Origin of the sequence: Streptomyces sp. NPDC012769 (genome assembly GCF_042901205.1) — a bacterium.
In the GTDB taxonomy this organism is placed as follows: domain Bacteria; phylum Actinomycetota; class Actinomycetes; order Streptomycetales; family Streptomycetaceae; genus Streptomyces.
Genome location: NZ_JBIBCP010000005.1, coordinates 181,589 through 203,640 on the forward strand (window position 1 = coordinate 181,589; position 22,052 = coordinate 203,640).

24 protein-coding genes and 1 riboswitch are annotated in these 22,052 nt (G+C 70.5%); of the genes, 14 read left to right on the forward strand and 10 right to left on the reverse strand.

The genetic code is table 11. The features are described 5' to 3' along the window. The first annotated feature begins 148 nt into the window (after positions 1-148). From ACFY7C_RS26010 to ACFY7C_RS26020, 3 genes are all read left to right on the forward strand, one after another. Positions 149-1,255, forward strand: a complete 1,107-nt coding sequence (locus tag ACFY7C_RS26010; protein WP_046908646.1) for a LacI family DNA-binding transcriptional regulator — start codon at positions 149-151, stop codon at positions 1,253-1,255. Between the two features lie 333 nt (positions 1,256-1,588). Then, positions 1,589-2,782: a metallophosphoesterase gene (locus ACFY7C_RS26015; RefSeq protein WP_389654794.1), complete on the forward strand. Its 1,194-nt coding sequence runs from the start codon at positions 1,589-1,591 to the stop codon at positions 2,780-2,782. Positions 2,783-2,943: 161 nt separating this feature from the next. Then, the gene (locus ACFY7C_RS26020) at positions 2,944-3,732 is read left to right on the forward strand and encodes a hypothetical protein (RefSeq protein ID WP_389654796.1); all 789 of its coding nucleotides are present in this window, start codon (positions 2,944-2,946) and stop codon (positions 3,730-3,732) included. A gap of 106 nt (positions 3,733-3,838) precedes the next feature. Here the strand turns inward: ACFY7C_RS26020 and thiC are convergent, their stop codons facing one another. Next, the gene (gene thiC / locus ACFY7C_RS26025) at positions 3,839-5,638 is read right to left on the reverse strand and encodes a phosphomethylpyrimidine synthase ThiC (protein ID WP_389654798.1); all 1,800 of its coding nucleotides are present in this window, start codon (positions 5,636-5,638) and stop codon (positions 3,839-3,841) included. After that, positions 5,632-5,747, reverse strand: a riboswitch (TPP riboswitch). Its footprint overlaps the gene before it by 7 nt. 72 nt (positions 5,748-5,819) lie before the next feature. Between thiC and ACFY7C_RS26030 the strand changes: the two genes are divergently transcribed. Then, on the forward strand, positions 5,820-7,217 hold the full coding sequence (locus ACFY7C_RS26030; RefSeq protein WP_389654800.1) for a YibE/F family protein: 1,398 nt from the start codon (positions 5,820-5,822) through the stop codon (positions 7,215-7,217). A 76-nt stretch (positions 7,218-7,293) separates the two neighbouring features. On the opposite strand, the gene ACFY7C_RS26035 is transcribed toward ACFY7C_RS26030, so the two are convergent. The 4 genes from ACFY7C_RS26035 to ACFY7C_RS26050 all read right to left on the reverse strand — a co-directional run bounded on the left by ACFY7C_RS26035 (position 7,294) and on the right by ACFY7C_RS26050 (position 9,628). Then, on the reverse strand, positions 7,294-7,728 hold the full coding sequence (locus ACFY7C_RS26035; RefSeq protein WP_389654802.1) for an SsgA family sporulation/cell division regulator: 435 nt from the start codon (positions 7,726-7,728) through the stop codon (positions 7,294-7,296). 137 nt (positions 7,729-7,865) lie between these two features. Next, positions 7,866-8,636 carry an IclR family transcriptional regulator gene (locus ACFY7C_RS26040; protein ID WP_389654804.1) on the reverse strand — a complete coding sequence of 257 codons (771 nt, stop codon included), beginning with the start codon at positions 8,634-8,636 and terminating at the stop codon, positions 7,866-7,868. Between the two features lie 287 nt (positions 8,637-8,923). Continuing rightward, positions 8,924-9,142: a DUF5326 family protein gene (locus ACFY7C_RS26045; protein ID WP_389654806.1), complete on the reverse strand. Its 219-nt coding sequence runs from the start codon at positions 9,140-9,142 to the stop codon at positions 8,924-8,926. 168 nt (positions 9,143-9,310) lie between these two features. After that, complete coding sequence (locus ACFY7C_RS26050; RefSeq protein ID WP_389654808.1) at positions 9,311-9,628, reverse strand: cupin domain-containing protein; 318 nt, start codon at positions 9,626-9,628, stop codon at positions 9,311-9,313. Positions 9,629-9,679: 51 nt separating this feature from the next. Between ACFY7C_RS26050 and ACFY7C_RS26055 the strand changes: the two genes are divergently transcribed. The 5 genes from ACFY7C_RS26055 (at position 9,680) to ACFY7C_RS26075 (ending at position 13,416) form a co-directional block, all read left to right on the forward strand. After that, a complete protein-coding gene (locus tag ACFY7C_RS26055) occupies positions 9,680-10,057 on the forward strand; it encodes a phage holin family protein (RefSeq protein ID WP_389654810.1) in 378 nt (125 codons plus the stop codon). A gap of 9 nt (positions 10,058-10,066) precedes the next feature. Next, a complete protein-coding gene (locus ACFY7C_RS26060) occupies positions 10,067-10,582 on the forward strand; it encodes a low molecular weight protein-tyrosine-phosphatase (RefSeq protein ID WP_389654812.1) in 516 nt (171 codons plus the stop codon). Continuing rightward, entirely contained in the window at positions 10,579-11,760 is a 1,182-nt protein-coding gene (locus ACFY7C_RS26065; RefSeq protein ID WP_389654814.1) for a cystathionine gamma-lyase, read from the forward strand. Before ACFY7C_RS26060 ends, ACFY7C_RS26065 begins: the two co-directional genes overlap by 4 nt. 227 nt (positions 11,761-11,987) lie before the next feature. Continuing rightward, the gene (locus ACFY7C_RS26070) at positions 11,988-12,884 is read left to right on the forward strand and encodes a LysR family transcriptional regulator (RefSeq protein ID WP_389654816.1); all 897 of its coding nucleotides are present in this window, start codon (positions 11,988-11,990) and stop codon (positions 12,882-12,884) included. A gap of 52 nt (positions 12,885-12,936) precedes the next feature. Continuing rightward, complete coding sequence (locus tag ACFY7C_RS26075; RefSeq protein WP_389654818.1) at positions 12,937-13,416, forward strand: NUDIX domain-containing protein; 480 nt, start codon at positions 12,937-12,939, stop codon at positions 13,414-13,416. Between the two features lie 18 nt (positions 13,417-13,434). Here ACFY7C_RS26075 and ACFY7C_RS26080 read toward each other — a convergent pair whose 3' ends face one another. Both ACFY7C_RS26080 and ACFY7C_RS26085 read right to left on the reverse strand, forming a co-directional pair. After that, the gene (locus tag ACFY7C_RS26080) at positions 13,435-14,676 is read right to left on the reverse strand and encodes a globin domain-containing protein (protein ID WP_389654820.1); all 1,242 of its coding nucleotides are present in this window, start codon (positions 14,674-14,676) and stop codon (positions 13,435-13,437) included. 103 nt (positions 14,677-14,779) lie between these two features. Beyond that, on the reverse strand, positions 14,780-15,433 hold the full coding sequence (locus ACFY7C_RS26085) for an HAD family hydrolase (protein WP_389654822.1): 654 nt from the start codon (positions 15,431-15,433) through the stop codon (positions 14,780-14,782). 77 nt (positions 15,434-15,510) lie between these two features. Between ACFY7C_RS26085 and ACFY7C_RS26090 the strand changes: the two genes are divergently transcribed. The 4 genes from ACFY7C_RS26090 (at position 15,511) to ACFY7C_RS26105 (ending at position 18,006) form a co-directional block, all read left to right on the forward strand. Beyond that, positions 15,511-16,080 (forward strand): DUF2269 domain-containing protein, encoded by a 570-nt coding sequence (locus tag ACFY7C_RS26090; protein ID WP_389654824.1) that lies wholly within the window; start codon positions 15,511-15,513, stop codon positions 16,078-16,080. A gap of 5 nt (positions 16,081-16,085) precedes the next feature. Beyond that, positions 16,086-16,949 (forward strand): GNAT family N-acetyltransferase, encoded by an 864-nt coding sequence (locus ACFY7C_RS26095; RefSeq protein WP_389654826.1) that lies wholly within the window; start codon positions 16,086-16,088, stop codon positions 16,947-16,949. Positions 16,950-17,064: 115 nt separating this feature from the next. Beyond that, entirely contained in the window at positions 17,065-17,523 is a 459-nt protein-coding gene (locus ACFY7C_RS26100) for a MarR family winged helix-turn-helix transcriptional regulator (protein WP_389654828.1), read from the forward strand. 30 nt (positions 17,524-17,553) lie between these two features. Continuing rightward, positions 17,554-18,006, forward strand: coding sequence for a GNAT family N-acetyltransferase (locus ACFY7C_RS26105; protein ID WP_389654830.1), 453 nt, complete (start codon positions 17,554-17,556; stop codon positions 18,004-18,006). Positions 18,007-18,119: 113 nt separating this feature from the next. Here ACFY7C_RS26105 and ACFY7C_RS26110 read toward each other — a convergent pair whose 3' ends face one another. The 3 genes from ACFY7C_RS26110 to ACFY7C_RS26120 all read right to left on the reverse strand — a co-directional run bounded on the left by ACFY7C_RS26110 (position 18,120) and on the right by ACFY7C_RS26120 (position 21,236). Continuing rightward, positions 18,120-19,502 (reverse strand): serine hydrolase domain-containing protein, encoded by a 1,383-nt coding sequence (locus ACFY7C_RS26110; RefSeq protein ID WP_389654832.1) that lies wholly within the window; start codon positions 19,500-19,502, stop codon positions 18,120-18,122. A gap of 17 nt (positions 19,503-19,519) precedes the next feature. Then, positions 19,520-20,446, reverse strand: coding sequence for an RNA polymerase sigma-70 factor (locus tag ACFY7C_RS26115; RefSeq protein WP_389654834.1), 927 nt, complete (start codon positions 20,444-20,446; stop codon positions 19,520-19,522). 319 nt (positions 20,447-20,765) lie between these two features. After that, on the reverse strand, positions 20,766-21,236 hold the full coding sequence (locus tag ACFY7C_RS26120) for a DIP1984 family protein (protein ID WP_389654836.1): 471 nt from the start codon (positions 21,234-21,236) through the stop codon (positions 20,766-20,768). A 233-nt stretch (positions 21,237-21,469) separates the two neighbouring features. Between ACFY7C_RS26120 and ACFY7C_RS26125 the strand changes: the two genes are divergently transcribed. Further along, positions 21,470-21,910 carry a pyridoxamine 5'-phosphate oxidase family protein gene (locus tag ACFY7C_RS26125; protein WP_389654838.1) on the forward strand — a complete coding sequence of 147 codons (441 nt, stop codon included), beginning with the start codon at positions 21,470-21,472 and terminating at the stop codon, positions 21,908-21,910. Positions 21,911-22,052 lie beyond the last annotated feature (142 nt).

Consider the following 22,052-nt stretch of genomic DNA (forward strand, 5'->3'; position numbering starts at 1 on the left):
ATCGACATCCGCAGGTCCCATGTCGAAGGCCCCAACCACCTTGGGTTACAAGTCTCTTGGACCTTGATGATCATGCAGAAACGTGCCTGTCAATGCCTGCATATGCGACCGGCCCGACCCACCTCCGTCGCCCTACTATCGGCTCGCCATGACAGCAGCAGGGAAGCACCAGGTGAGCCGGGCACAGACCCGGGGAAGCCGGCAGGGCCGAGCGGGCATCCGGGACGTGGCCGCCGCCGCCGGAGTCTCCATCACGACTGTCTCCGACGCGCTCAACGGCAAGGGCCGGCTCCCGGACGCCACCCGCCGTCACGTCCGCGAGGTCGCAGACCGACTGGGCTACCGTCCTTCCGCGGCGGCCCGCACCCTCCGTACCGGCAAGTCGGGCCTCATCGGCCTGACCGTGACCACGTACGGGGATGAACCTTTCACCTTCACCGAATTCGCGTACTTCGCGGAGATGGCCAGAGCCGCCACATCGGCCGCGCTCGCGCGCGGCTACGCCCTGGTCATCCTCCCCGCCACCTCCCGTCACGACGTCTGGTCGAACGTCGCCCTCGACGGCACCGTCGTCATCGACCCCTCCGACCACGACCCCGTCGTCACCGAACTCGTCCGCCAAGGGCTTCCCGTCGTCTCCGACGGCCGCCCGGCCGGCACCCTGCCGGTCACCGCGTGGGTCGACAACGACCACGAGGCCGCCGTCCTCGACCTGCTCGACCACCTCGCCGCCGCCGGCGCCCGCAGGATCGGCCTGCTCACCGGCACCACCACCGACACCTACACCCGGCTCTCCACCACCGCGTACCTCAACTGGTGCGAGCGGGTCGGCCAGGACCCCGTCTACGAGGCCTATCCGGCGCACGACCCGTGCGCGGGCGCCGTCGCGGCCGACCGGCTGCTCGCCCGCCCGGACCGCCCCGACGCCGTCTACGGCCTCTTCGACCCCAACGGCACCGACCTGCTCGCGGCCGCCCGCCGCTACGGGCTGCGGGTGCCGGACGACCTGCTGCTCGTCTGCTGCAGCGAGTCCACCGTCTACGCCAACACCGAACCGCCCATCACGACGCTCTCGCTCAAGCCCCGCCGGATCGGCACCGCCGTCGTCCAGCTCCTCATCGACGCCATCGAGGGCATCGAGACGGACGGCCCGGTCGAGCAGGTGATACCGACGGAGCTGATCGTCCGCACCTCCTCACAGCGGCGGTCGCCGCGCACCACGGTGAGCCCGCCCCGCTCTCCCTCGAAGGACTGATCCCCCAGAGGCCGATGCCACGGAGTCCGATCCCACGGAGGGGGAGGGATCGGGTCCGGCGGGACCGGATCGGGACCTGACCCAGGTCCTTCATCGGGTTCCTTCAGGGGAGGGGACGGGCGCAAACCTCGGGGTGGCCCGGTCCCTCCCCTGGCCTGGACCTTCCCAATTCGGGCGAAACAACCGGTGAACCCGGAGTGGACCCGGATTCACCACCCCTGGTGCGTCACACAGGAGGACCCTCATTCCTATGATGGGCGGACGACACCGCGGACCACCACGACCAGGCCGGTCCGCGATGTGCAGGGCATCGCGACGGTGGTGGAGGGGTCGATGACACAGGGGGACGGGCAGGAACCCGTGGTCCGCACAGCGACGTTGCGCGACTTCCGTGTACCTCCCTACGCCCGCGTGCCCGTCCAGGGGCACGCGGTCGAGCCACTGCCCGCGCCCACGCCGGCGCCCGCGGCCGCCCCTGCGCCGGCGCCCGCGCCGGTGCCCGCCGACGCCACGCTCCGGCTCGGCGGACGGACCGAGCCGTTCGGCGCCGGCGGACACCCCGGCAACGCCTTCCCCGACGACGAGCCGCCCGAGGGCTACACCCCGACCGAGCGCGACCTCCCGGTCATCAACCGGGGCGACACGGTCCAGGTCCAGGTCACCCCCGTGACCCAGCCGGCCGCCGCCCCCGCCCCGGCCGACGGCCGCGGCCCGCTCTACGTCGTGGGCGACGTCCACGGCTATCTCGACGAGCTCCTCCAGGCGCTGCACGCCCAGGGCCTCATCGACGAGAAGGGCGTCTGGTCGGCCGGCAACGCCCGTCTGTGGTTCCTCGGCGACTTCACCGACCGCGGCCCCGACGGCATCGGCGTGATCGACCTCGTGATGCGCCTGTCCGCCGAGGCCGCCGCGGCCGGCGGCTACTGCAAGGCCCTCATGGGCAACCACGAGCTGCTCCTCATCGGAGCCAAGCGCTTCGGCGACACCCCGGTGAGCTCCGGCGCCGGGACCGCCACCTTCCAGGCCGCCTGGCTGCTCAACGGCGGCCAGAAGCACGACATGGACCGCCTCCAGGACGTCCACCTCCAGTGGATGTCCCGGCTCGACGCCGTGGTGGAGGAGGACGGTCACCTCCTCCTGCACTCCGACACCACCGCGTACCTGGAGTACGGAAGCACCATCGAGGACGTCAACGACAAGGTCCACGAGATCCTCACCCGCAACGACGCCGATCAGGTCTGGGACCTCTTCCGGAAGTTCACCAAGCGCTTCGCCTTCCGCGACGAGGCCGCCGGACCGCAGGCGGTGCAGGAGCTGCTCGGCACCTACGGCGGGCGCCGGATCGTCCACGGCCACAGCCCCATCCCGTACCTCCTCGGCCAGGTCGGCACGGAGGACGGCGAAGAGGGCGAACGCCCGGTCGTCGACGGGCCGCACGTCTACGCGGACGGCTTGGCCATCGCGATGGACGGGGGAGTGACCATGGCCGGAAAGCTGCTGGTCGTCCAACTCCCGCTGCCCGCCTGACGCATAACACTCCGCATCCGGGGAAGTCGATTTCCCGAAACACCCTGTCTCCGCGTGCCGTCGGCGCAATACCATCGGCTCATCCGTAGCAGGCTCTCCTCCGTTTCCGCCCGACCCGCCGTTCCCGACGGCCGGTTCCGGCCCCTACGGAGCATCGGGGGATGCACATGAACGTGGCTCCGCACCTGCTGACCGAGGACCGCGCCGAGTTCGAGCGGGTCCTCGACGACGCACTGCGCAACGCGCCCGACCATCCGGATCTGGCCGGCGTCGGGCAGCGGCTCACCACCGCCCAGCTGCGCTCCATGGCGCTGAACGCGACGGCGCTGATCACGGCTCCCGCCGCGGTCGAGTACGACCACTTCGTGAAGGTCCGCGAGCAGGTCCGCTCGACGGCTCCCGGTACGGGCGCGATGCTGGGCGACTCGGCCGGCGCGGGCGCGGTCGCCGTCGTCACCGTTCTCGCCCCGATCCTCGCGGGCGCGGCGGCGGTCATCTTCCTGCTGGTCGGGGCGGTCCTGAAGATGCTGGACCCGCCGCCCGCGTTCGCCGACACCCTGCTCACCGCGGGCCTCTTCTTCGGCGCCGTCGGCGCGGCCGGTCTCCTCTTCGCCGCCGTCGGCCTGCTCATGACCGCGCTGCGCAACAGCGCCACCCAGGTCCCCGCCCCGACCCCCGACGACGAGCTGTCGCGCGCGAAGGAGGCCTGGTGCCGGGCGCTCCTGGACCGCGGCATCCTCCCCTTCCTCCGCGACGCGCTGGCCTCGGCGTCCGCCGCCCCGCCGATTCCGAAGCAGTCCCCGCCCCCGTCCGGCCGCATCCCCAAGGTCGGCTACAGCGGTCCCGACTTCACCAGCCCCAACGAGGGCGCCCCGGCCCCCCGCCCCACCTACACGAGCCCGGACTTCACCGGCCCGGACTTCGGCCCACCCGAGACCCGTTCGCAGTGACCACCGGGCACCGCCCTCCCCCACGGTCTTTCGGCCGGAGACGGCGGACCGGCCCGCGACTCCCCCGGGGTCGCGGGCCGGCGCCGTACGGAGCGGCGGTCTCGGGCTACTCCGCCATCGGCAGGTAGACCCGGTTGCCGGCCGCCGCGAACTCGGCCGACTTCTCGGCCATGCCCTGCTCGATCTCGTCCGCCTTCAGGTCGCCGCCGTGCTCGCGGCGGATGTCCTGGGAGATCTTCATCGAGCAGAACTTCGGGCCGCACATCGAGCAGAAGTGCGCCGTCTTCGCGGGCTCCGCCGGCAGCGTCTCGTCGTGGAACTCACGGGCCGTGTCCGGGTCGAGGGCCAGGTTGAACTGGTCCTCCCAGCGGAACTCGAACCGCGCGTCCGAGAGGGCGTCGTCCCACTCCTGCGCCCCCGGGTGGCCCTTGGCCAGGTCCGCCGCGTGGGCCGCGATCTTGTAGGTGATGACGCCCGTCTTCACGTCGTCCTTGTTCGGCAGGCCCAGGTGCTCCTTGGGCGTCACGTAGCAGAGCATCGCCGTGCCCCACCAGGCGATCATCGCCGCGCCGATGCCCGAGGTGATGTGGTCGTACGCGGGAGCGACGTCCGTGGTGAGCGGGCCGAGCGTGTAGAACGGCGCCTCCTCGCAGATCTCCTGCTGGAGGTCGATGTTCTCCTTGATCTTGTGCATCGGGACGTGGCCCGGGCCCTCGATCATCGTCTGCACGTTGTGGCGCTTGGCGATCGTGTTCAGCTCGCCGAGCGTGCGCAGCTCCGCGAACTGCGCCTCGTCGTTGGCGTCCGCGATCGAGCCGGGCCGCAGGCCGTCGCCGAGCGAGTACGTGACGTCGTACGCCGCCAGGATCTCGCAGAGCTCCTCGAAGTTCGTGTAGAGGAAGTTCTCCTTGTGGTGCGCGAGGCACCAGGCGGCCATGATCGAGCCGCCGCGCGAGACGATGCCGGTCTTGCGGCGGGCGGTCAGCGGCACGTACGGCAGCAGCACGCCGGCGTGGACGGTCATGTAGTCCACGCCCTGCTCGGCCTGCTCGATGACCGTGTCCTTGTAGATCTCCCAGGTCAGCTCCTCGGCCTTGCCGTCGACCTTCTCCAAGGCCTGGTAGAGCGGCACGGTGCCGATCGGCACGGGGGAGTTGCGCAGCACCCACTCGCGCGTGGTGTGGATGTTGCGGCCGGTGGAGAGGTCCATGACCGTGTCGGCGCCCCACTTGGTGGCCCAGGTCATCTTCTCCACCTCCTCCTCGATGGAGGAGGTGACCGCGGAGTTGCCGATGTTGGCGTTGACCTTCACCAGGAACCGCTTGCCGATGATCATCGGCTCGATCTCCGGGTGGTTGACGTTCGCCGGCAGCACCGCGCGGCCCGCCGCGATCTCCTCCCGTACGACCTCGGGGGAGACGTTCTCGCGGATCGCGACGTACTCCATCTCCGGGGTGATCTCCCCGCGGCGGGCGTACGCGAGCTGCGTGACGGCCTGGCCGTCGCGGCCCCGGCGGGGCAGCCGGGGACGGCCCGGGAAGACCGCGTCGAGGTTCTTCAGCCCGCCGCCGCGCGGCGAGGTGTGCTTGATGCCGTCGTCCTCGGGCCGGACCGGGCGGCCCGGGTACTCCTCGGTGTCACCGCGCGCGATGATCCAGTTCTCGCGCAGCGGCGGCAGTCCGCGCCGTACGTCGGTGTCGATGGTCGGGTCGGTGTACGGACCGGACGTGTCGTACAGCGTCACGTCCTTGCCGTTGGTGAGGTGCACCTGACGGACCGGCACCCGGAGGTCGGGGCGGGAACCCTCGACGTATCCCTTGTGCCAGCCCGGCGTGCGCTCCTGTCGGCCGCTGCCGCTCTGTTCGTCCTGGCTGGAGGCAGGCGTGCGTGCGTCCTGAATGGTCATGAGACCTATCTCCCTACGCCGGCATTACCCGGTAACAGGTTCGGCGGTCGGCGCAGCTGGTCGTCAGCGCCCTCTCAGCCCGGTGCTCCGAGCTCCCGCGTGTGCAAAGGTGTCACCACGCTAGCGTCATCACTGGCGTGCTGAACAGTGGGGGCCCTGACGTTCTTGCGATGATCGGTCGGTGACCTCCTCGCAGCAGACCCCCGAACCGCACGGCCACGAGCACGGGCACGAGCCCGGTCATGGACCTGGCCATGGACCTGTTCATGGGTCCGGCCACGGGCATTCCCATGCGCACAGTCACGGCCCCGCCGCGCCGGTGTCCCGGCATCTGCGCAAGGTCATCGCCGCGGTCCTGATCCCCTTCGCCACCGCCGTGGTCGTCGGGCTCCTGGTGTTGTGGCCGGGCGGCACCCCGGCGCACGAGCGCACCGGGGTGGGCTTCGACCGGCAGACCGAACAGGGCAAGGTCGTCGCCGTCGAACAGGTCGACTGCAAGGACGTGAACGCCGCGCAGGTCCCACCGACCGGGGACACCTCCACCTCCCAGGGCCGCGAGGCGGTCAACGCCCAGCAGGGCCAGTGCGAGAAGGCGACCGTCGAGGTCACCACCGGGCCGGACAAGGGCCGGAAGTTCACCGAGATCGTCCAGCCGGACGCTCCACGGCAACTCCACGAGGGGCAGGGCGTGGTGGTGGCGTACGCCCCGGACGCGCCGCGCGACCTGCAGTACTCCGTCACGGACGTGAACCGGAAACTGCCGATCGGCCTGCTGGCCGGCATCTTCGCGCTCGCCGTCGTGGTCGTCGGCCGGCTGCGCGGGGTGATGGCGCTGATCGCGCTGGCAGTGAGCTTCCTGGTGCTGACCCTCTTCATCCTGCCGGCGATCCTCCAGGGCTCGAACCCCTTGGTGGTGGCCGTCGTCGGGTCCAGCGCGATCATGCTGATCGCGCTCTACATGTGTCACGGGCTCTCCGCCCGCACCTCGGTCGCGGTGCTCGGGACGCTGGTCTCGCTGCTGCTCATCGGCCTGCTCGGCTCGCTGTTCATCGGCTGGGCTTCGTTGAGCGGCAACACGGACGACAACACCGGTCTCATCCACGGGCTCTACCCGGACATCGACATGTCCGGTCTGCTGCTCGCCGGCGTGATCATCGGTTCGCTCGGCGTGCTGGACGACGTGACGGTGACCCAGACCTCGGCGGTCTGGGAACTGCACCAGGCCGATCCGAAGATGGGCCCGCGGGCGCTGTACCGGGCCGGGATCCGGATCGGCCGCGACCACATCGCCTCGGTGGTGAACACCCTGGTCCTGGCGTACGCGGGTGCGGCGCTGCCGCTGCTGCTGCTGTTCTCGATCGCGCAGAGCAGCGTGGGAACGGTGGCCAACAGCGAACTGGTCGCGGAGGAGATCGTGCGCACCCTGATCGGCTCGATCGGTCTGGTCGCCTCCGTCCCCGTGACCACCGGCCTGGCGGCGCTGGTCGTCTCGGCCGACCGGCCGGGCGCCGCCGAGCAGCGGCCGGGGGCCGGGGGCCAGCGGTCGGGCCGGGGCGGACGGCGGCGCCGGGCCAAGTGACCCGGCGCCTGTGACGCCGTCGGGTGGGAGGCCGTCGGGTTCGAGGCCGTCGGCGCTCCGTGCGGGCCGCGTCGCCTCAGCCGGCGTTCTCCTCCGCCAGGATGCGACCGAGTGCGGCCTCCAGGTTGTCCTCGAAGTCGCCGAGTGTCCGTTCCTGACCGAGCGGAACGAGCTTGTCCGTACGGTCGAGGAAGGCGACCAACGGTGGCGCGCTCGCCCGGAACAGGGCGCGGTCGCTGCCGACCTGGAGCCGGATCATCACGTCCGACAGCCCTTCGGGATCGGTCGGAGCGATGTGCACATCGCCGTCCCCGCTGGGCCGGTTGATCCCGTCGACCAGCAGTTCCCTGCCGAATGCCCAGGTGACGGGCGCGTCTCCGGGAAGGTGGAAGGTCATCCGCACCGCATAGGGATCGCGGGTCTCGTATCGCAGTTCCACCGGGATCCTGAAGGAGAGCTCCTCGGAGACGAGGAAGCTCATCAGGACCTCGGCCTGAACCGTCTCTCGCATCTTGTACCCCGCAGTAGATGGAGCAGTTGTGTGAACACGCTGCTGAAAGCTGTGGTCGAAACGGCCAGGAATGATCCCCCATGGCCCTCTTGACGCCATCGTGCTGCACGCGCTATCAGATCACAAGGAGTGATTTTTCAGATACTGATAGAGAACGCGAGCGAACTGAAGAGTCTTCCGATCTCGTTCTGTAGCTGCTCGATCGCTGGCAGCAACCGTTCTTCCTGGTGAAGGGGGACGGAAATCGCCATCGCGGCCGCCGTGGACCCCGCGGTGATGGGGATGGCGGCACAGACCGTGCCGAGCGCATATTCCTGGCGCTCCACCAGGGGTTCCATTCGCCCCATACCGCCCAAACGGTCCAAAAGGGCACGGCGATTACGCACCGTATACGGGGTGATGGCCTCCACCGGATGCCGGTCGAGGTGGTCTTGACGACTTTTCAGATCAAGTTGACTCAGCAGGCACTGCCCGATGGCGTGCGCGTGCCCGGTCTCCCGGAAGTCCGCCCATTCCTCGACGGCGGGGGCGGAAGGAGTGTCGGCGACGGCGACGAGCTCGATCTCGCCCTCGCGGTAGATCGCGAAGTAGACGGGGACACCGATGGCGTCCCGCCAGTGGGCGAGAGAGTCTTCGATCTTGGTGCGACGATTCTGCAGAACGCCGCCGCCCATCAGACGGCCGGCGGCGTCCCCGAAGACGAACACACCCTTCTCGCGACGCAGATAACCCTCGTGCGTCAGGGTGCGCAGCAGGTGGTACGCGGTGGGAAGCGGAAGCCCCGCCTCTCGCGCGAGCTGTTTCGCGGGTGCCCCCTCCTCGTGGGAGCCCACGGCCTCGAGCAGTCTCAGCGCCCTCTGCACCGAGCCGATCAGCGTAGGAGCAGCGGACTGCGAAGCAGTGGCCAAAGGTCACCCCCAGGCGTGTCGACGAGTGCGTCGCACCCGCCCGCGGGGGCCGCCCCCGCGCGCCCACCGCGACCTGGGACCGGTGGGCCCGGTGGCGGACCCGTCCGGGGACAGACACGATCACGCAGGTCGACACCGAAGGTCTTCGCCTGTGGCTCCCGGGGCGGCAGAGCTTTTCCACTCTAATGGCAGGTCTGAGGGCCATTGTCGGTTTCAACCTGAGCGTTCGCTCGGCCGGGCTAATGCCCGGCGAGGACTTCATACCGACGGGTAACCAGTGCTACGGGCTACCAGTCCCCCCGCGAGGTCGACGAGGACGTGAACTTCCGGACCACGTAGACGAGACCGCCGACCAGGGCCACGAAGACCAGCAGCTTGAAGAGCAGGCCGACCACGAAGGTCAGCACGCTGGTGATCAGACCGCCGAACACGACCAGGGCGATGAGGGGTATGGCGACCCACTTCACCCACCACGGCATCCCCGCGAGAATCTCCTTCACCGCCATTGCGCGTACCTCATCTCCGATGGACGCCGGCACGCTGTGCGCCGGACACCCTCGATGCTAGGGGCGCGGACCAAGCCGGCGGGGGCCTCGCGGCCCCCGCTCTTCCCTGATCCGCCCCCTAAGGGGTCCCGGTGCGGAAGACAGGCCTCAGAGCTCGGGCCTCCGGGCTCAGGCCTCCGGCGGCGAGAACACCACCATCACCCGCAGGTCCTCCGTGATGTGGTGGAACTTGTGCGGCACCCCGGCCGGCACATAGACCACGCTGCCCCGCGCCACCTGGGTCGTCTCCGTCCCCACCGTGATCGCGGCCCGGCCGCTCACCACGAAGTACACCTCGTCCTGCCCGTGCGGCGCTTGCGGGTCCAACTGGCCCGCGTCGAGCGCGTACAGGCCGACCGACATATTGCGCTCCCGCAGGAACTGGAGGTAGGCGCCGTCATTGGCCGCCCGCTCCGCTTCCAGCTCGTCCAGTCGGAATGCCTTCATCGCTCGTCCGCCCCTGCCCTTGGCCAGATCATGTCTGCCACGATCTGACACATGAAGAATTTCGTCGTCAAGACGCTCGCGAACGCGGGCGCCCTGGGTGTCGCCATCTGGCTGCTCCAGGACATCACACTGACCGGTGACAGCACCGGCAAGAAGGCCTGGACCCTGATCCTGGTCGCCCTTGTTTTCGGCCTGGTGAACTTCCTGGTGAAGCCGGTCGTGAAGCTGCTCACGTTCCCGCTCTTCGTCCTGACCCTCGGTCTGATCACCCTGGTCGTCAACGCGCTGATGCTGCTGCTGACCTCCTGGCTGGCCGACAAGCTCGACCTCAGCTTCCACGTGGAGGGCTTCTGGACCGCCGTGCTCGGCGCCCTGATCATCTCCGTCGTCTCGTGGGCGCTGAACGTCGTCCTGCCCGACGGCGACTGAGGGCCGGCCATGACGTACCGCGTCTGTTTCGTCTGTACGGGCAACATCTGCCGCTCGCCGATGGCCGAGCACGTCTTCCGCGCCCGCGTGGCGGAGGCCGGTCTGGCCGACGCCGTGGCGGTGGACAGCGCCGGCACCGGCGGCTGGCACGAGGGCGACGGCGCGGATCCCCGTACGGTCGCCGTCCTGGGCGACCACGGATACGAGTCGGAGCACACCGCACGGCAGTTCCGCGCCTCCTGGTTCTCCGGACTCGAGCTGGTGATCGCCCTCGACGAGGGCCATCTGCGCGCACTGCGGCGGCTCGCGCCCACGCCCGAGGACGCCGCGAAGATACGGCTGCTGCGCTCCTACGACCCCGGGGCGGGCGCCGACCTCGACGTCCCCGACCCCTACTACGGCGGCCGCGACGGCTTCGAGGAGTGCCTGGAGATGGTGGAGTCGGCGAGCGAGGGACTGCTCGCAGCGGTCCGGGCACACATCCGGGAAGAGGCCCGGGAAGAGGTCCAGGAGCAGACGGCATGAGCGACATGAACACGAGGAGCGGTACCGGCGGCGGCACGAGCGCCGGGGAGCCGCGCGCGCTCGGGGACGGCACGCGGGCGGTCAGGGCCGGACTGCCCGAGCCCGTGAAGTACGAGCCGACCCTGCCGGGCCCGGTCTTCGCGGCGCACTTCCACCTGCCCGGGGAGCCGACCGGCCCGTACACGTACGGCCGTGACGAGAACCCCACCTGGACCCATCTGGAACGCGCGATCGGCGAACTGGAGGCGCCGGGGGAGAGCGGTGTCGAGACGCTGGTCTTCGCCTCCGGCATGGCCGCCATCTCGGCCGTCCTGTTCTCCCAGCTCAGGAGCGGCGACGCCGTCGTGCTCCCCGACGACGGCTACCAGGCGCTGCCACTGCTGCACGAGCAGCTGCGGGCGTACGGGATCGAGGTCCGCACCGCGCCGACCGGAGGGGACGCCCAGCTGTCCGTCCTGGACGGGGCGAGGCTGCTGTGGCTCGAGACCCCGTCCAACCCGGGGCTCGACGTGTGCGACGTGCGCCGCATGGTGGCCGCGGCCCGCGAGGCCGGAGCCCTCGTCGCCGTCGACAACACCCTGGCCACACCGCTCGGCCAGCGGCCCCTCCACCTGGGCGCCGACTTCTCCGTGGCCAGCGACACCAAGGGAATGACCGGGCACGGTGACATCCTGCTCGGCCACGTCAGCTGCCGTGATCCGGAGCGGGCCGCCGAGGTGCGGCGCTGGCGCAAGATCGTCGGCGCGATCCCCGGTCCGATGGAGGCCTGGCTCGCCCACCGCTCGCTCGCCACCCTGGCGTTGCGGATCGACCGCCAGTGCGCCACCGCGCTCGCGCTCGCCGAGGCGCTCGCCGGACACCGGGACGTGACCGGGCTGCGGTATCCGGGGCTGCCCGGGGACCCCTCGCACGAGGTGGCGGCCCGGCAGATGCGGCGGTTCGGTTCCGTGGTGTCCTTCGTCCTGCCGGACCGGGAGTGGGCCGACCGCTTCCTGGACGCGCTGCGACTGGTCGACGACGCGACCAGCTTCGGCGGGGTGCGGTCCACGGCCGAGCGGCGCGGACGCTGGGGCGGGGACGCGGTGCCGGAAGGCTTCGTCCGCTTCTCGGTGGGCGCGGAGGATCCGGACGACTTGGTCGCGGACGTCCTGAACGCCCTCGACAAGGCCGCGCGCTGAGGAAAGGGGCGTTCCGAACCTCCCCCCTCGTGGCTCGGAACGCCCCTGGTCCACCACGGATCAACACGCGGAGACCCCTCTGAACTAGGCTAGTTGACTCTGCGTCAGTGTCCAATCACGGTAGCGACAGCGGCCTATCGACTTATTTATAGTTGGACGGTCCTGAGGCGACGTCAGCGGACCGCCTGAGTCGAACGGCCGGCCGCACCGGCCGGGAGGGGGCGGACATGGATCTGACCCTGCTGCGCACGTTCGTCACGGTGCACCGGGCCGGCTCCTTCACCCGCGCCGCCGCGCTGCTCGGCCTCTCCCAGCCGGCTGTCACCAGCCAGATCCGCACCCTGGAGCGCCAACTCGGCCGGCCCCTCTTCCTCAGAAGGGCCCGCGGGGTCACGCCCACCACCATCGGCGACGAACTCGCCCACCGCGCGGGCCCGCACCTGGACGCGCTCGTCGAGATCGCCGAGACCGGCCTGGACGAGCAGAGCGGGGTGCGCACCCTGCACATCGCCGGACCGCCCGAGTTCACCTCCGCGCGGGTGCTGCCCGCCCTGACCCCGTTGGTCGCCCAGGGTCTTGCGGTCCGCGCCTCCCTCCTGGACAACGCGGAGGACACCCTCGACGGTCTCGCCGCGGGGCACCACGACCTGGCCGTCGCCACCGCCCGCCCCCGCGGCGGTCTGTTCGCCGCCACCCCGCTCTGCGACGAGGAGCACGTCCTGGTCGCGGCCCCGCGCTGGGCCGCCCGGCTCTCCCCCGGCGTGTTGCTGAGCAAGGGCGCGGTCGTCCTGGAGCAGCTGCCCGTGGTCGAGGTGCACGAGTCCCTGCCCTTCGTCGCCCGCTACTGGGCCGCCGTCTTCGAGACCAAGCCGGCCGCCGCGGCGACCGTGATCGCTCCCGACCTGCGGGCCGTCCTGGAGTCCGCCGCCTCCGGCGCGGGTCTCGCCGTGCTGCCCCGCTATCTGTGCGAGGGCGACCTGGAGCGGGGGCGGCTCGTGGCGCTGCTCGACCCGCCGGTGCCGCCGCTGCGCACCTACTTCCTCGTCGTCCGCACCGGCACCCTCGCCCTCCCGCACATCGCGCGGGCCCACGATCGGCTCCTGCGGTCCGCGGGGGACTGGTGAGTTTCGGGACACCGCGCGTTTCAGGACACCGGGGAGCGGCCATTTTCTTCCCATGACCGAACGACCAGTGGTCAAGCGCACCGCACGCGCCATCCTGCTCGACGGGGACGACCTGATCCTCATCAAGCGCACCAAGCCCGGCATGGACCCCTACTGGGTGACCCCCGGCGGCGGGGTCGAACCCACCGACGCGACCGTCGTCGAAGCGCTGCACCGCGAGGTCCACGAGGAACTCGGCGCCAAGATCGTCGACGTGGTGCCCTGTTTCGTCGACACCGTCGAGCACATCGTCGACGGCGGCGTCTCCGGCGTGAAGGTGCAGCACTTCTTCGTCTGCCGCCTCGAATCGATGGATCCCGCGCAGCGGCACGGCCCCGAGGTCGACGAGCCCCAGGGCGAGTACGAGATCGTGCGGGTGCCCTTCAGCCGGGTCGGGATCGCCGCCGTCCACCTCGTCCCGCTCTCGCTGCGCCACTACCTGGACGGCAACATCGAGGGCGTCCGCGCGATGCACGCCCCGGATCTGGGCTAGGGCCGGCCTGTCTTCGGATCAGGCCGGGACGGCCAGCTCGCCCAGATAGTCGTGGCGGATCCGGTCGGTGGGGATGCCGGCGCCCTTCAGGGCGTCGACCCCGCTGCGGATCATGCCGAGGGGTCCCGAGAGATAGGCGTCGTACTCGGCCCACGGCCCGTACCGGCGTACGGCGTCGGGGAGCCGTCCCTCCTTCTCGGTGACCGGGCGGACGGCGAGCCACGGGAAGGTCTGCTGGAGCCGCATCATCGTGTCGATGTCATAGAGGTCGTGACCGCTGCGGGCGCCGTAGAACACCTCGACGGGCCGCCGGTCCCCGTGCTCCGCGACGTCCTCGACCAGCGCCTTGATCGGCGCGATGCCCGTACCACCCCCGAGACAGAGCAGGCCGTTGTCCGTGGAATGGTCCACGGTCATCGAACCGGCGGGCGGTCCGAGCCGCAGTACGTCCCCGGGGCGGGCGCGATGGACCAGGGCGTTGGAGACCCAGCCCGCCGGGACGGCCTTGACGTGCAGGGAGAGCAGTCCGTCCGGCCGAGGCGCGGAGGCGAAGGAGTAGTGCCGCCATATCCGCGGCCACCACGGCGTCTCCAGGGTCGTGTACTGCCCGGCGAGGAACGGATAGGGCTGGTCGGGCCGGAGCGTGATCACGGCGATGTCGGAGGTCCGCAGATCGTGCGAGACCACCTCGGCCTGCCACCAGGCCGGCGCGTGGCGCTCGTTCTCGGCGGCGGCGTCGATCATGATCTGCGAGATCGTCGTGTACGTCCGGACCCAGGCCGCCTGGGTGTCCTCGGCCCAGGTGGAGACGGCGTACCGCTCGAGCGCGCCGATCAGGGCCTCGCCGACCGCCGGGTACTGGTCGGGCCGGGTGCCGTACTTGCGGTGTCCGCGACCGAGGTTCTGGAGGTACTCGGTGAGCACCGGGGTGTTGTCGAGGTGCTCGGCCGCCGTGAGCAGCGCCTTGAGGAGCCGGTCGCGCTGGGTGTCCATGGCGGCGGGGAACATCGCCCGCAGCTCGGGGCGGTGGGTGAAGAGCAGGGCGTAGAAGTACGAGGTCACCCGGTCGGCCACGGGGGCGATCTCCGCCAGGGTGCGGCGGATCAGGACCGCGTCGGCCGAGGGCCGGGGCTCGGCCTCTTCGATCGACGGTTCCTCTTCGATCGACGGTTCCTCCTCGACCGGCGCTTCCTCCTCGACCGGCAGTGCGGCCGGTATTCGAGGCAGCGCGTCCATGGCCGCAGCCGGAGCATCCTTCATGTCCTTGCCTCCCCGCAGTCGGCCTCCGTGTTCGCAGGATGGCAGTCCGGTGGCGAGAACGGGCAGAAAGCGGGATTCCCGGCCATTCGCCCCTCGCGTACGGCTAGGCTGCGCTCTTTCGGACCAGCGCATAGGCCTCGCGCAGATCGGCTCCGGAGTAGCGGTGCCGCGCGAGATGGGCCAGATGGTGGTCCGCGTTCACGGCCACGGTCTCGGGAACGATGGCGAAGAGCTCCGCGTCGGACATGGAGTCGCCGTAGGCCACGCAGTCGGCCGGCTCGACTCCGAAGCGCGCGCAGAGCTCGCCGGCGATCCGCACCTTGGCCGAGGCGTTGAGGATGCCGGGCCGGTGGATGGGCTCGGTGAAGGGCACGGCGGGCCAGCGGGAGCCGTGGGCCGCGTCCGCACCCCATTCCAGGAGCCGTTCGACGAAGAAGTCCGGCGAAAGGGAGATGACCGCGCAGTGACCCCCCTCGGCCCGGATCTCCGCCCACACCTCCCGGATACCGGTGAGCCAGGGAGCCCCCTCGAAGGCCGCCGTCACCTGCTCCTCGGTGAGCCCGGCCCAGAGTTCATGGGCCCGTACCGCGAACTCGTCCGGGGTGAGCCCGCGCAGCAGGAAGTCCTGCTCCAGCTTCTGGATCTCCCGGCTCAGTCCGAGCTGCCGGGAGATCTCCACCGCGGCGGCCGAGCCACGGATCAGGGTGCCGTCGAGATCGAAGAGGTGCAGTCTGCGTCCGCTGTCGAGGGTCGTCATGTACGCCGAGGCTAGTACGGCCGGTTACTCCCGCGGTCAGACGCGGAAGGCAACGGGTGTTCGGCACGGTGTTTCACGTGAAACATTTCCAGCGGCCCGTACGTCGGGCGCTTCTCGTGGTCCATGTGGCGGTCTCCGTGGCCTGGCTGGGCCTCAGTCTGGGCCTGCTGGCCCTCGGCATCGCCGCCTACACCACCCAGGACCTCTCCCTGACGCAGGCGTCCTACCGCGCCATGAAGGTGTTCGCGGACTGGCTCCTGGCCCCGGTGGCGCTGGTGACCTTCGGCAGCGGCCTGGTGCTCTCCCTGGGCACTCCCTGGGGTCTCGCCCGGCATCGCTGGGTCTGGATCAAGTTCTGGATCACGCTGGCCACAGCGACCGCAACGATCTTCGCGCTCCGTCCCGAGATCGCGCACGCGGCGGCGGCCGGGGTCCCGGACAGCAGTCTGATCGGGGCTCCGGCGGTGTCGACGACCGCCTACCTCTTCATGACGGCGGTCTCGGTGCTCAAGCCCTGGGGACCGACCAAGCGCGGCCGCCGTCGGCGGGAGTCGCCCGCGCCCCGGGGAACGAGGAGCTCGGCGACCTCCCGCAAAGCGACTTCCGGTAAAGCGCTGGACGCGCGCTCGCCCGGTCGGACAGCCTGATCACCATGCCCCTCTCGCACCCTCCGCTCGATCTGCTTCCGATCCGACGCCTCACCTCCGACGACCTCCTGGCCTGCGCCGATCTCTCCGAGAACCGGGGATGGCTGCGCGAGGAGCACAAGTGGGGGCTGCTGCTCACGGCGGGCGTGGGTTACGGCATCGACGATCCCTCGGGCAAGGGACTGGTCACGGCCTGCGTGGTCACGTCGTACGGGCCCGACATGGCGGCCATCGGCATGGTGCTCGTCGCCGAGGCGTATGCCCGGCAGGGCGTGGGACGCCGGCTGATGCGGCATGTGCTCGCGGAGGCCGGGGACACTCCGCTCAGCCTGTACGCCACGAGCAACGGCCGGCCGCTCTACGAACAGCTGGGCTTCACCTCGGCCGGCCGGGCGGAGATGCTCAAGGGCCGTTTCACGCCGAACGAGCCGGCTCCCGACCGCACGGTTCGGCCCGCGACCGCGGAGGACCTCCAGCACGTCCTGCGCCTCGACCACGAGATCTTCGGGGCCGACCGCACCCACCTCATCACCCGCCTTCCCGCCTTCGCCGACCATCTGCGGGTCGCCGAACAGGACGGCGTGATCACCGGCTTCGCCGCCCTCTGGCCCAACATGGACACCCATGTCATCGGCCCGCTGATCGCCCCGGACCCCGGCACGGCGCAGGCACTGGTCGCCTCGCTCGCCGCTGCCACCGACCGACCGCTGCGCACGGACGTCGACGTCCGCCACACCTCGCTGGTGACCTGGCTCAAGGCGAACGGCCTCGACCGGATCGCCACCAACGCCCTCATGATCCGCTCCTTGCCGGACCTCCCGGGCGACTGGAGCCGCCGGTTCGCGCCGCTGACCGTCGCCGCAGGCTGAAGGGTCTTGCCGTCAGGCCGGAATTAATTGCGCACGCCGACTTTTGCGCTTCATCGTCTACGCTGGTGGGAAGCCGCTCCGGACCGAGGCGAGACCGAGGAAGCGAGGAATGACCATGACGGCGACGGACCCCGCCCTGACCGCCCTCTCCCAGGGCTGGTGCGCCCTCTCCCTGCTGCACGGCAGGATCGAGGCACACATCGAGCGCGCCCTGGAGTCCCGGCACGGTCTGAGCGTCCGTGAGTTCTCCCTCCTCGACGTCCTCAGCCGCCAGCACGACGGTCCCGGCGGGCACCTCCAGATGAAGCAGGTCGCCGACGCCGTCGTACTCAGTCAGAGTGCGACCACCCGCCTCGTCACTCGCCTCGAGGACCGCGGTCTGCTCACCCGGTATCTGTGCGCCACTGACCGGCGCGGCATCTACACCGATGTCACCGAGGCCGGCCAGAAGCTGCTCGACGAGGCCCGCCCCACCAATGACTCCGCCCTGCGCGAGGCGCTCGACGAGGCGGCCATGAACCCTGAGCTGGCTCCGCTCGTCCGCGTCGTCGAAGGTCTCGGCACGCCCGTCTAGGCAACCGGGGCGGGGCGTACCCTCCCCACCATGAGCGATCTTGAGATCCGGCCCGCCGAGCGGGCAGACCTTCCCGCGATCGTCGCGATGCTCGCCGACGACCCCCTGGGCGCACAGCGGGAGTCCCCCGACGACCTCACGCCGTACATCGCCGCCTTCGAGCGGCTCGACCCGGATCCGAACCAGCATCTGGTCGTCGCCGACCGCGCGGGCAAGGTCGTCGGCACGCTTCAGCTGACCCTGATCCCCGGGCTGTCCCGCCGGGGCACCACCCGCTCGATCATCGAGGGCGTCCGCGTCCACACGGACGAGCGCGGCAGCGGGCTCGGCACCCGGCTCATCGAATGGGCCGTCGAGGAATCCCGTACGCAGGGCTGCCGACTGGTACAGCTGACCTCGGACGCGACTCGCACCGACGCCCACCGGTTCTACGAGCGGCTCGGCTTCGAGCCCTCGCACGTGGGATTCAAGCTGGTCCTCTGACCTCGTCGGACCCGGTCGGTTCGGGCCGGTCCCCGTCGACCGCGGTCGATCCTGGTGACGGAGCGCGATGTTTCACGTGAAACGTCGCACTCCGTCACCCGAGGGCGAGCCGGTCAGAGGCCGCGCCAGCCCGCCTCGTCCACACCACCGGGCACGGCGTCCCCCTGCTCGTAAGGCTCACGGGTGAAGACGAAGGAACCCAGGTCCAGATGGCTCACCGTGCCGTCCGGCCGCCGCACCACCCGCAGCGTCTCCCCCTGGTAGTAGCCGTCGAGGCCGATCCAGCCGCCCTCGGGCAAGGCCCGGAAGGTCGCCCGCCGCCCGGCGCCCCGCAGCGGCTCCAGAGTCACCCCGCGCCCGGCGCCGAGCCGGAGCCCGTACGCGTAGGTGCCCCAGTACCAGGGGCCGGTGAGCGCGAGCAGCTCCTCGTCCACCTCGGCCTCGGGAAGGGGCCTCCACGGCTCCGGAATACGCGGCTCGGCCTCCGCCACGATCCGCACGAGATCGGCGGCCACGACGGACGTGAGGGGGCCGGAGGTGGCGTTGGCGAGTGCCACCGCGGCCACTCCGTCCTCGACGCTCACCCAGAGGCAGGCGACGAAGCCCGGCAGCGACCCCGTGTGTCCGACGAGCGTCCGGTCCCCGCTGCGCAGCAGTTGGATCCCGAGACCGTAGCCTCCCTGCCCGTCACCGGCCGCGGGCGGCACCGCGGGCGTCCGCATCTCCTCCACCGAAGCCCTGCAGAGCACCCGCTCGTCCCCCTCCGCCAGGAACGCGGCGAAGCGGCAGAGGTCGCCGACCGTCGACCAGAGCTGTCCGGCCGGCGCCATGAGCCCCAGGTCCTCCGCCGGTTCGGGCATCATCACATCGGCCCACGGGTGCACCGCCCAGCCACCGGCGTGCGGCGCGACCGGCTGGACGGTCGTCCGGTTCAGGCCCAGCGGCTCCAGGATCCCGGTGCGCAGCGCGTCCGCCCAGGACACCCCGCGAACGGCCTCGACGAGCGAACCCAGCAGCGTGTAGCCGGGGTTGGAGTAGTGGTGGAGACGCCCGGCCGGGTGCACCATCGGCCGCTCCCCCAGCACGTCGGCCAGCTCCGGCCGCGTCGCACCCGGAGTGCGCTCCCACCACGGTGACGGCGTCTCCGCGGCCAGACCGGCACTGTGACCGAGGAGTTGAGCGATCGTCACCTCGCCGACGCCGGTCCCCTTGAGGTGCTTCTCCAGCGGGTCGTCGAGCGCGAGGAGCCCCTCGTCCCTCAGTCGCATCACCAGGACGGCGGTGAAGACCTTGGTGATCGAGCCGATCCGGAACTGCGTCTCGGCATCCGGGTCGTGCCCGTCGACACAGCTGCGGGACCCGAACCAGACCGTCCGCCCCTCGCGCACCACACCGGCGGCGAAGGAGGGTGAGCGACCCTCGGTCTGTGCGACGGCGATCCGGTGGAGCAGCGCCCGTGCGGTGCTGGGCAACAGGGCTTCGAAGGATGAGGTCATGCGGTCATCATCGCCGTTCATCCGCGGCTGAGCGGAGTCTCGGAGCCGACACGGCTCAGCTTCTCGGGGTTGCGGACGTAGTAGAGGCCGGTGATGCGGGTGTCCTCGACCTCGATCGCCAGGACGCCGTCGACCTCGCCGTCCATGCGGACGAGCAGCGCGGGGCTGCCGTTGACCAGGGTGGGAGTCAGATCGATCCGGATCATGGTCCTGGTCCTGGCCCTGTTCAGGCCACCGAGCATGAAGCGGGCCACCTTGTCGGCCCCGGCGACCGGCCGCGGCGAGGCCTGCTTGAAGCCACCGCCGTCGCTCACGAGAACGACGTGCGGGGCGAGCACGTCGAGCAGCCCCTGTGGGTCGCCGGACTCGATGGCCCGCCGGAAGGACTCCAGGGCCGCGTCGGCCACGCTCCGGGCGACCGTCTGGCGGGGGCGGCGGGCGTCGACGTGCCGACGGGCGCGGTGGGCGATCTGGCGGACGGCCGCGGGGCTCTTGCCGACGGCGGCGGCGATCTCGTCGTAGTCGACGTCGAAGGCCTCACGCAGCACGAAGACGGCCCGCTCGGTCGGTGACAGCGTTTCGAGGACGAGCATCATCGCCATCGACACGCTCTCGGCGAGCTCGACGTGCTCGGCCACGTCCGGCGAGGTGATCAGCGGCTCGGGCAGCCACTGCCCGACGTACGCCTCCTTGCGCCGCTTCATCGCGCGCATCCGGTTGAGGGCCTGCCGGGTCGTCATCCTGACCAGATACGCCCGTTGATCACCGACCTGCTCCAGATCGACGGTGATCCATCGCAGCCAGGTCTCCTGGAGGACGTCCTCCGCGTCGGCCGCCGACCCGAGCATCTCGTAGGCGACCGTGAACAGCAGATTGCGATGGGCGACGAACGCCTCGGTCGCCAGGTCGGTGGGATCGTCGCTGACAGGACTGCCGTCGTTCATGGGCGAGGGTCCTCCGGGGAACCTGCGATCGCTCGTTCTCAGAGAAGCGGTCAGGGAACGGCGCGGCGCCATCCCCTCAAGGTGTTGCGGTGTGGAAAGCCCCGAACCCGCCCTCGCCGCCTCGGATCTGCACGTGGTGATGTGCCGTGCGATGTGCACCTTTACCTGTACACCGTGCTGAGCTGCACTGTTGATGGGGAGTCGAACCCCTGCGTTGCTCTTCACGCGCCAGGTGTGGGCCGGAAAACCGCCGGCCCTCGGTGTGTGCACGCCTCCGAAGCAGCTACCTGCTCCACATCGTCCCGATCTGCTGGACTGCTCAGTCCAGCAGGTCGACCTCCCAGTTCGTGCGCTGGATGCGCACATCGATCTCGCGGATCTCCCGGGCGAGCGCATCCGCCTGGCCGCGCAGTTCCGCGACCGGGAGCGCGGCCAGCATCAGCAACTCGGACCGAAGCTGCCGGCCGTATCCGCGCTCGCCCTTGCCCGCCGCCGCGTCCGCAGCGGCGGTGACCACGGCGTGCCGCAGCCGCAGGACGTCCCGGCGGGCGAGGGCCTCGGTGAGCGTCCCGTCCGGCTCCATCTCCACGCTGGCGTTGGTGCGGTTGATCCGCTGGATCAACGATTCCAGCGTGTCCAGCACCTCACCGGCCTCGGCCAACAGCTGAGCCGCGTCCTCGGCGGGCGTCTCGCCCTCCTGGTACCGCGCGCTGCTGACGACGCGCTCTCGCAGCTGTTCCACCCGGCGCGTCGCCGCCGCGCGTTCCGCCAGTGCCTCGGCAAGCTTCACTGTCCCCACCTCCCCCTCGTTGAGCTCGCCCGAGTATACGAGTGCCAACCGGCCTGTCCGCTCTGGATTGCCGCCCGGCCGCACGCCGCACGCCGCACGCCGCCCGCCGAGCGATCCGGTCCAGGAGGCCCGCAAGCGAATCCCGAAAGAGACCGAAACAAATGGTCTGCAACAAGACTATCTGCTACGGTCTCCATTGCTGCGACACTCGGACCACCGAAAGGCTGACCGCCATGAGCGAGCTGACCGCCACTGAGGCAACCGCCGGCACCACCCAGAACGACGGCCCGGCCCCCCGAGTGCTCACCGCCCAGGAGCTCTCCCAGCTGTTGAGCCGGCAGCAGTTCGGCGTACTCGCGAGCATCAGGAGCACCGGTCACCCGCACCTGTCGACCGTCCTCTACGACTGGAACGCCGAGGAGCGCGTACTGCGGGTCTCCTCCACCGCCGACCGCCTCAAGGTCCGCCAGTTGCGCCGCGACCCGCACGCCTCACTGCATGTCAGCGGCCCGGACGTCTGGTCATTCGCCGTGGCGGAGGGAGAGGCGGAAATCGTGGACCCGGCCGACGGGGCGGCCCCCGGCGCGCAGCCGCTGCCTGACCGGCGGGTGACCATCCTGATCCGGGTCTCGCGCCTGTATGGGACCGCCCTGGACGTCCCCGCCCAGGGCTGAGGAATCCGCGCCGGAAACCTCATGTACGGGGCGGACATTGCCGCTCGCTGCGCAGCCCGGTGAGAAACCGACACCCTTCGGCGCGACAGGGGGTCTCACCGTGCCGGCACACGTGCCATTGCGGCTGAGACCGTGCCACGAG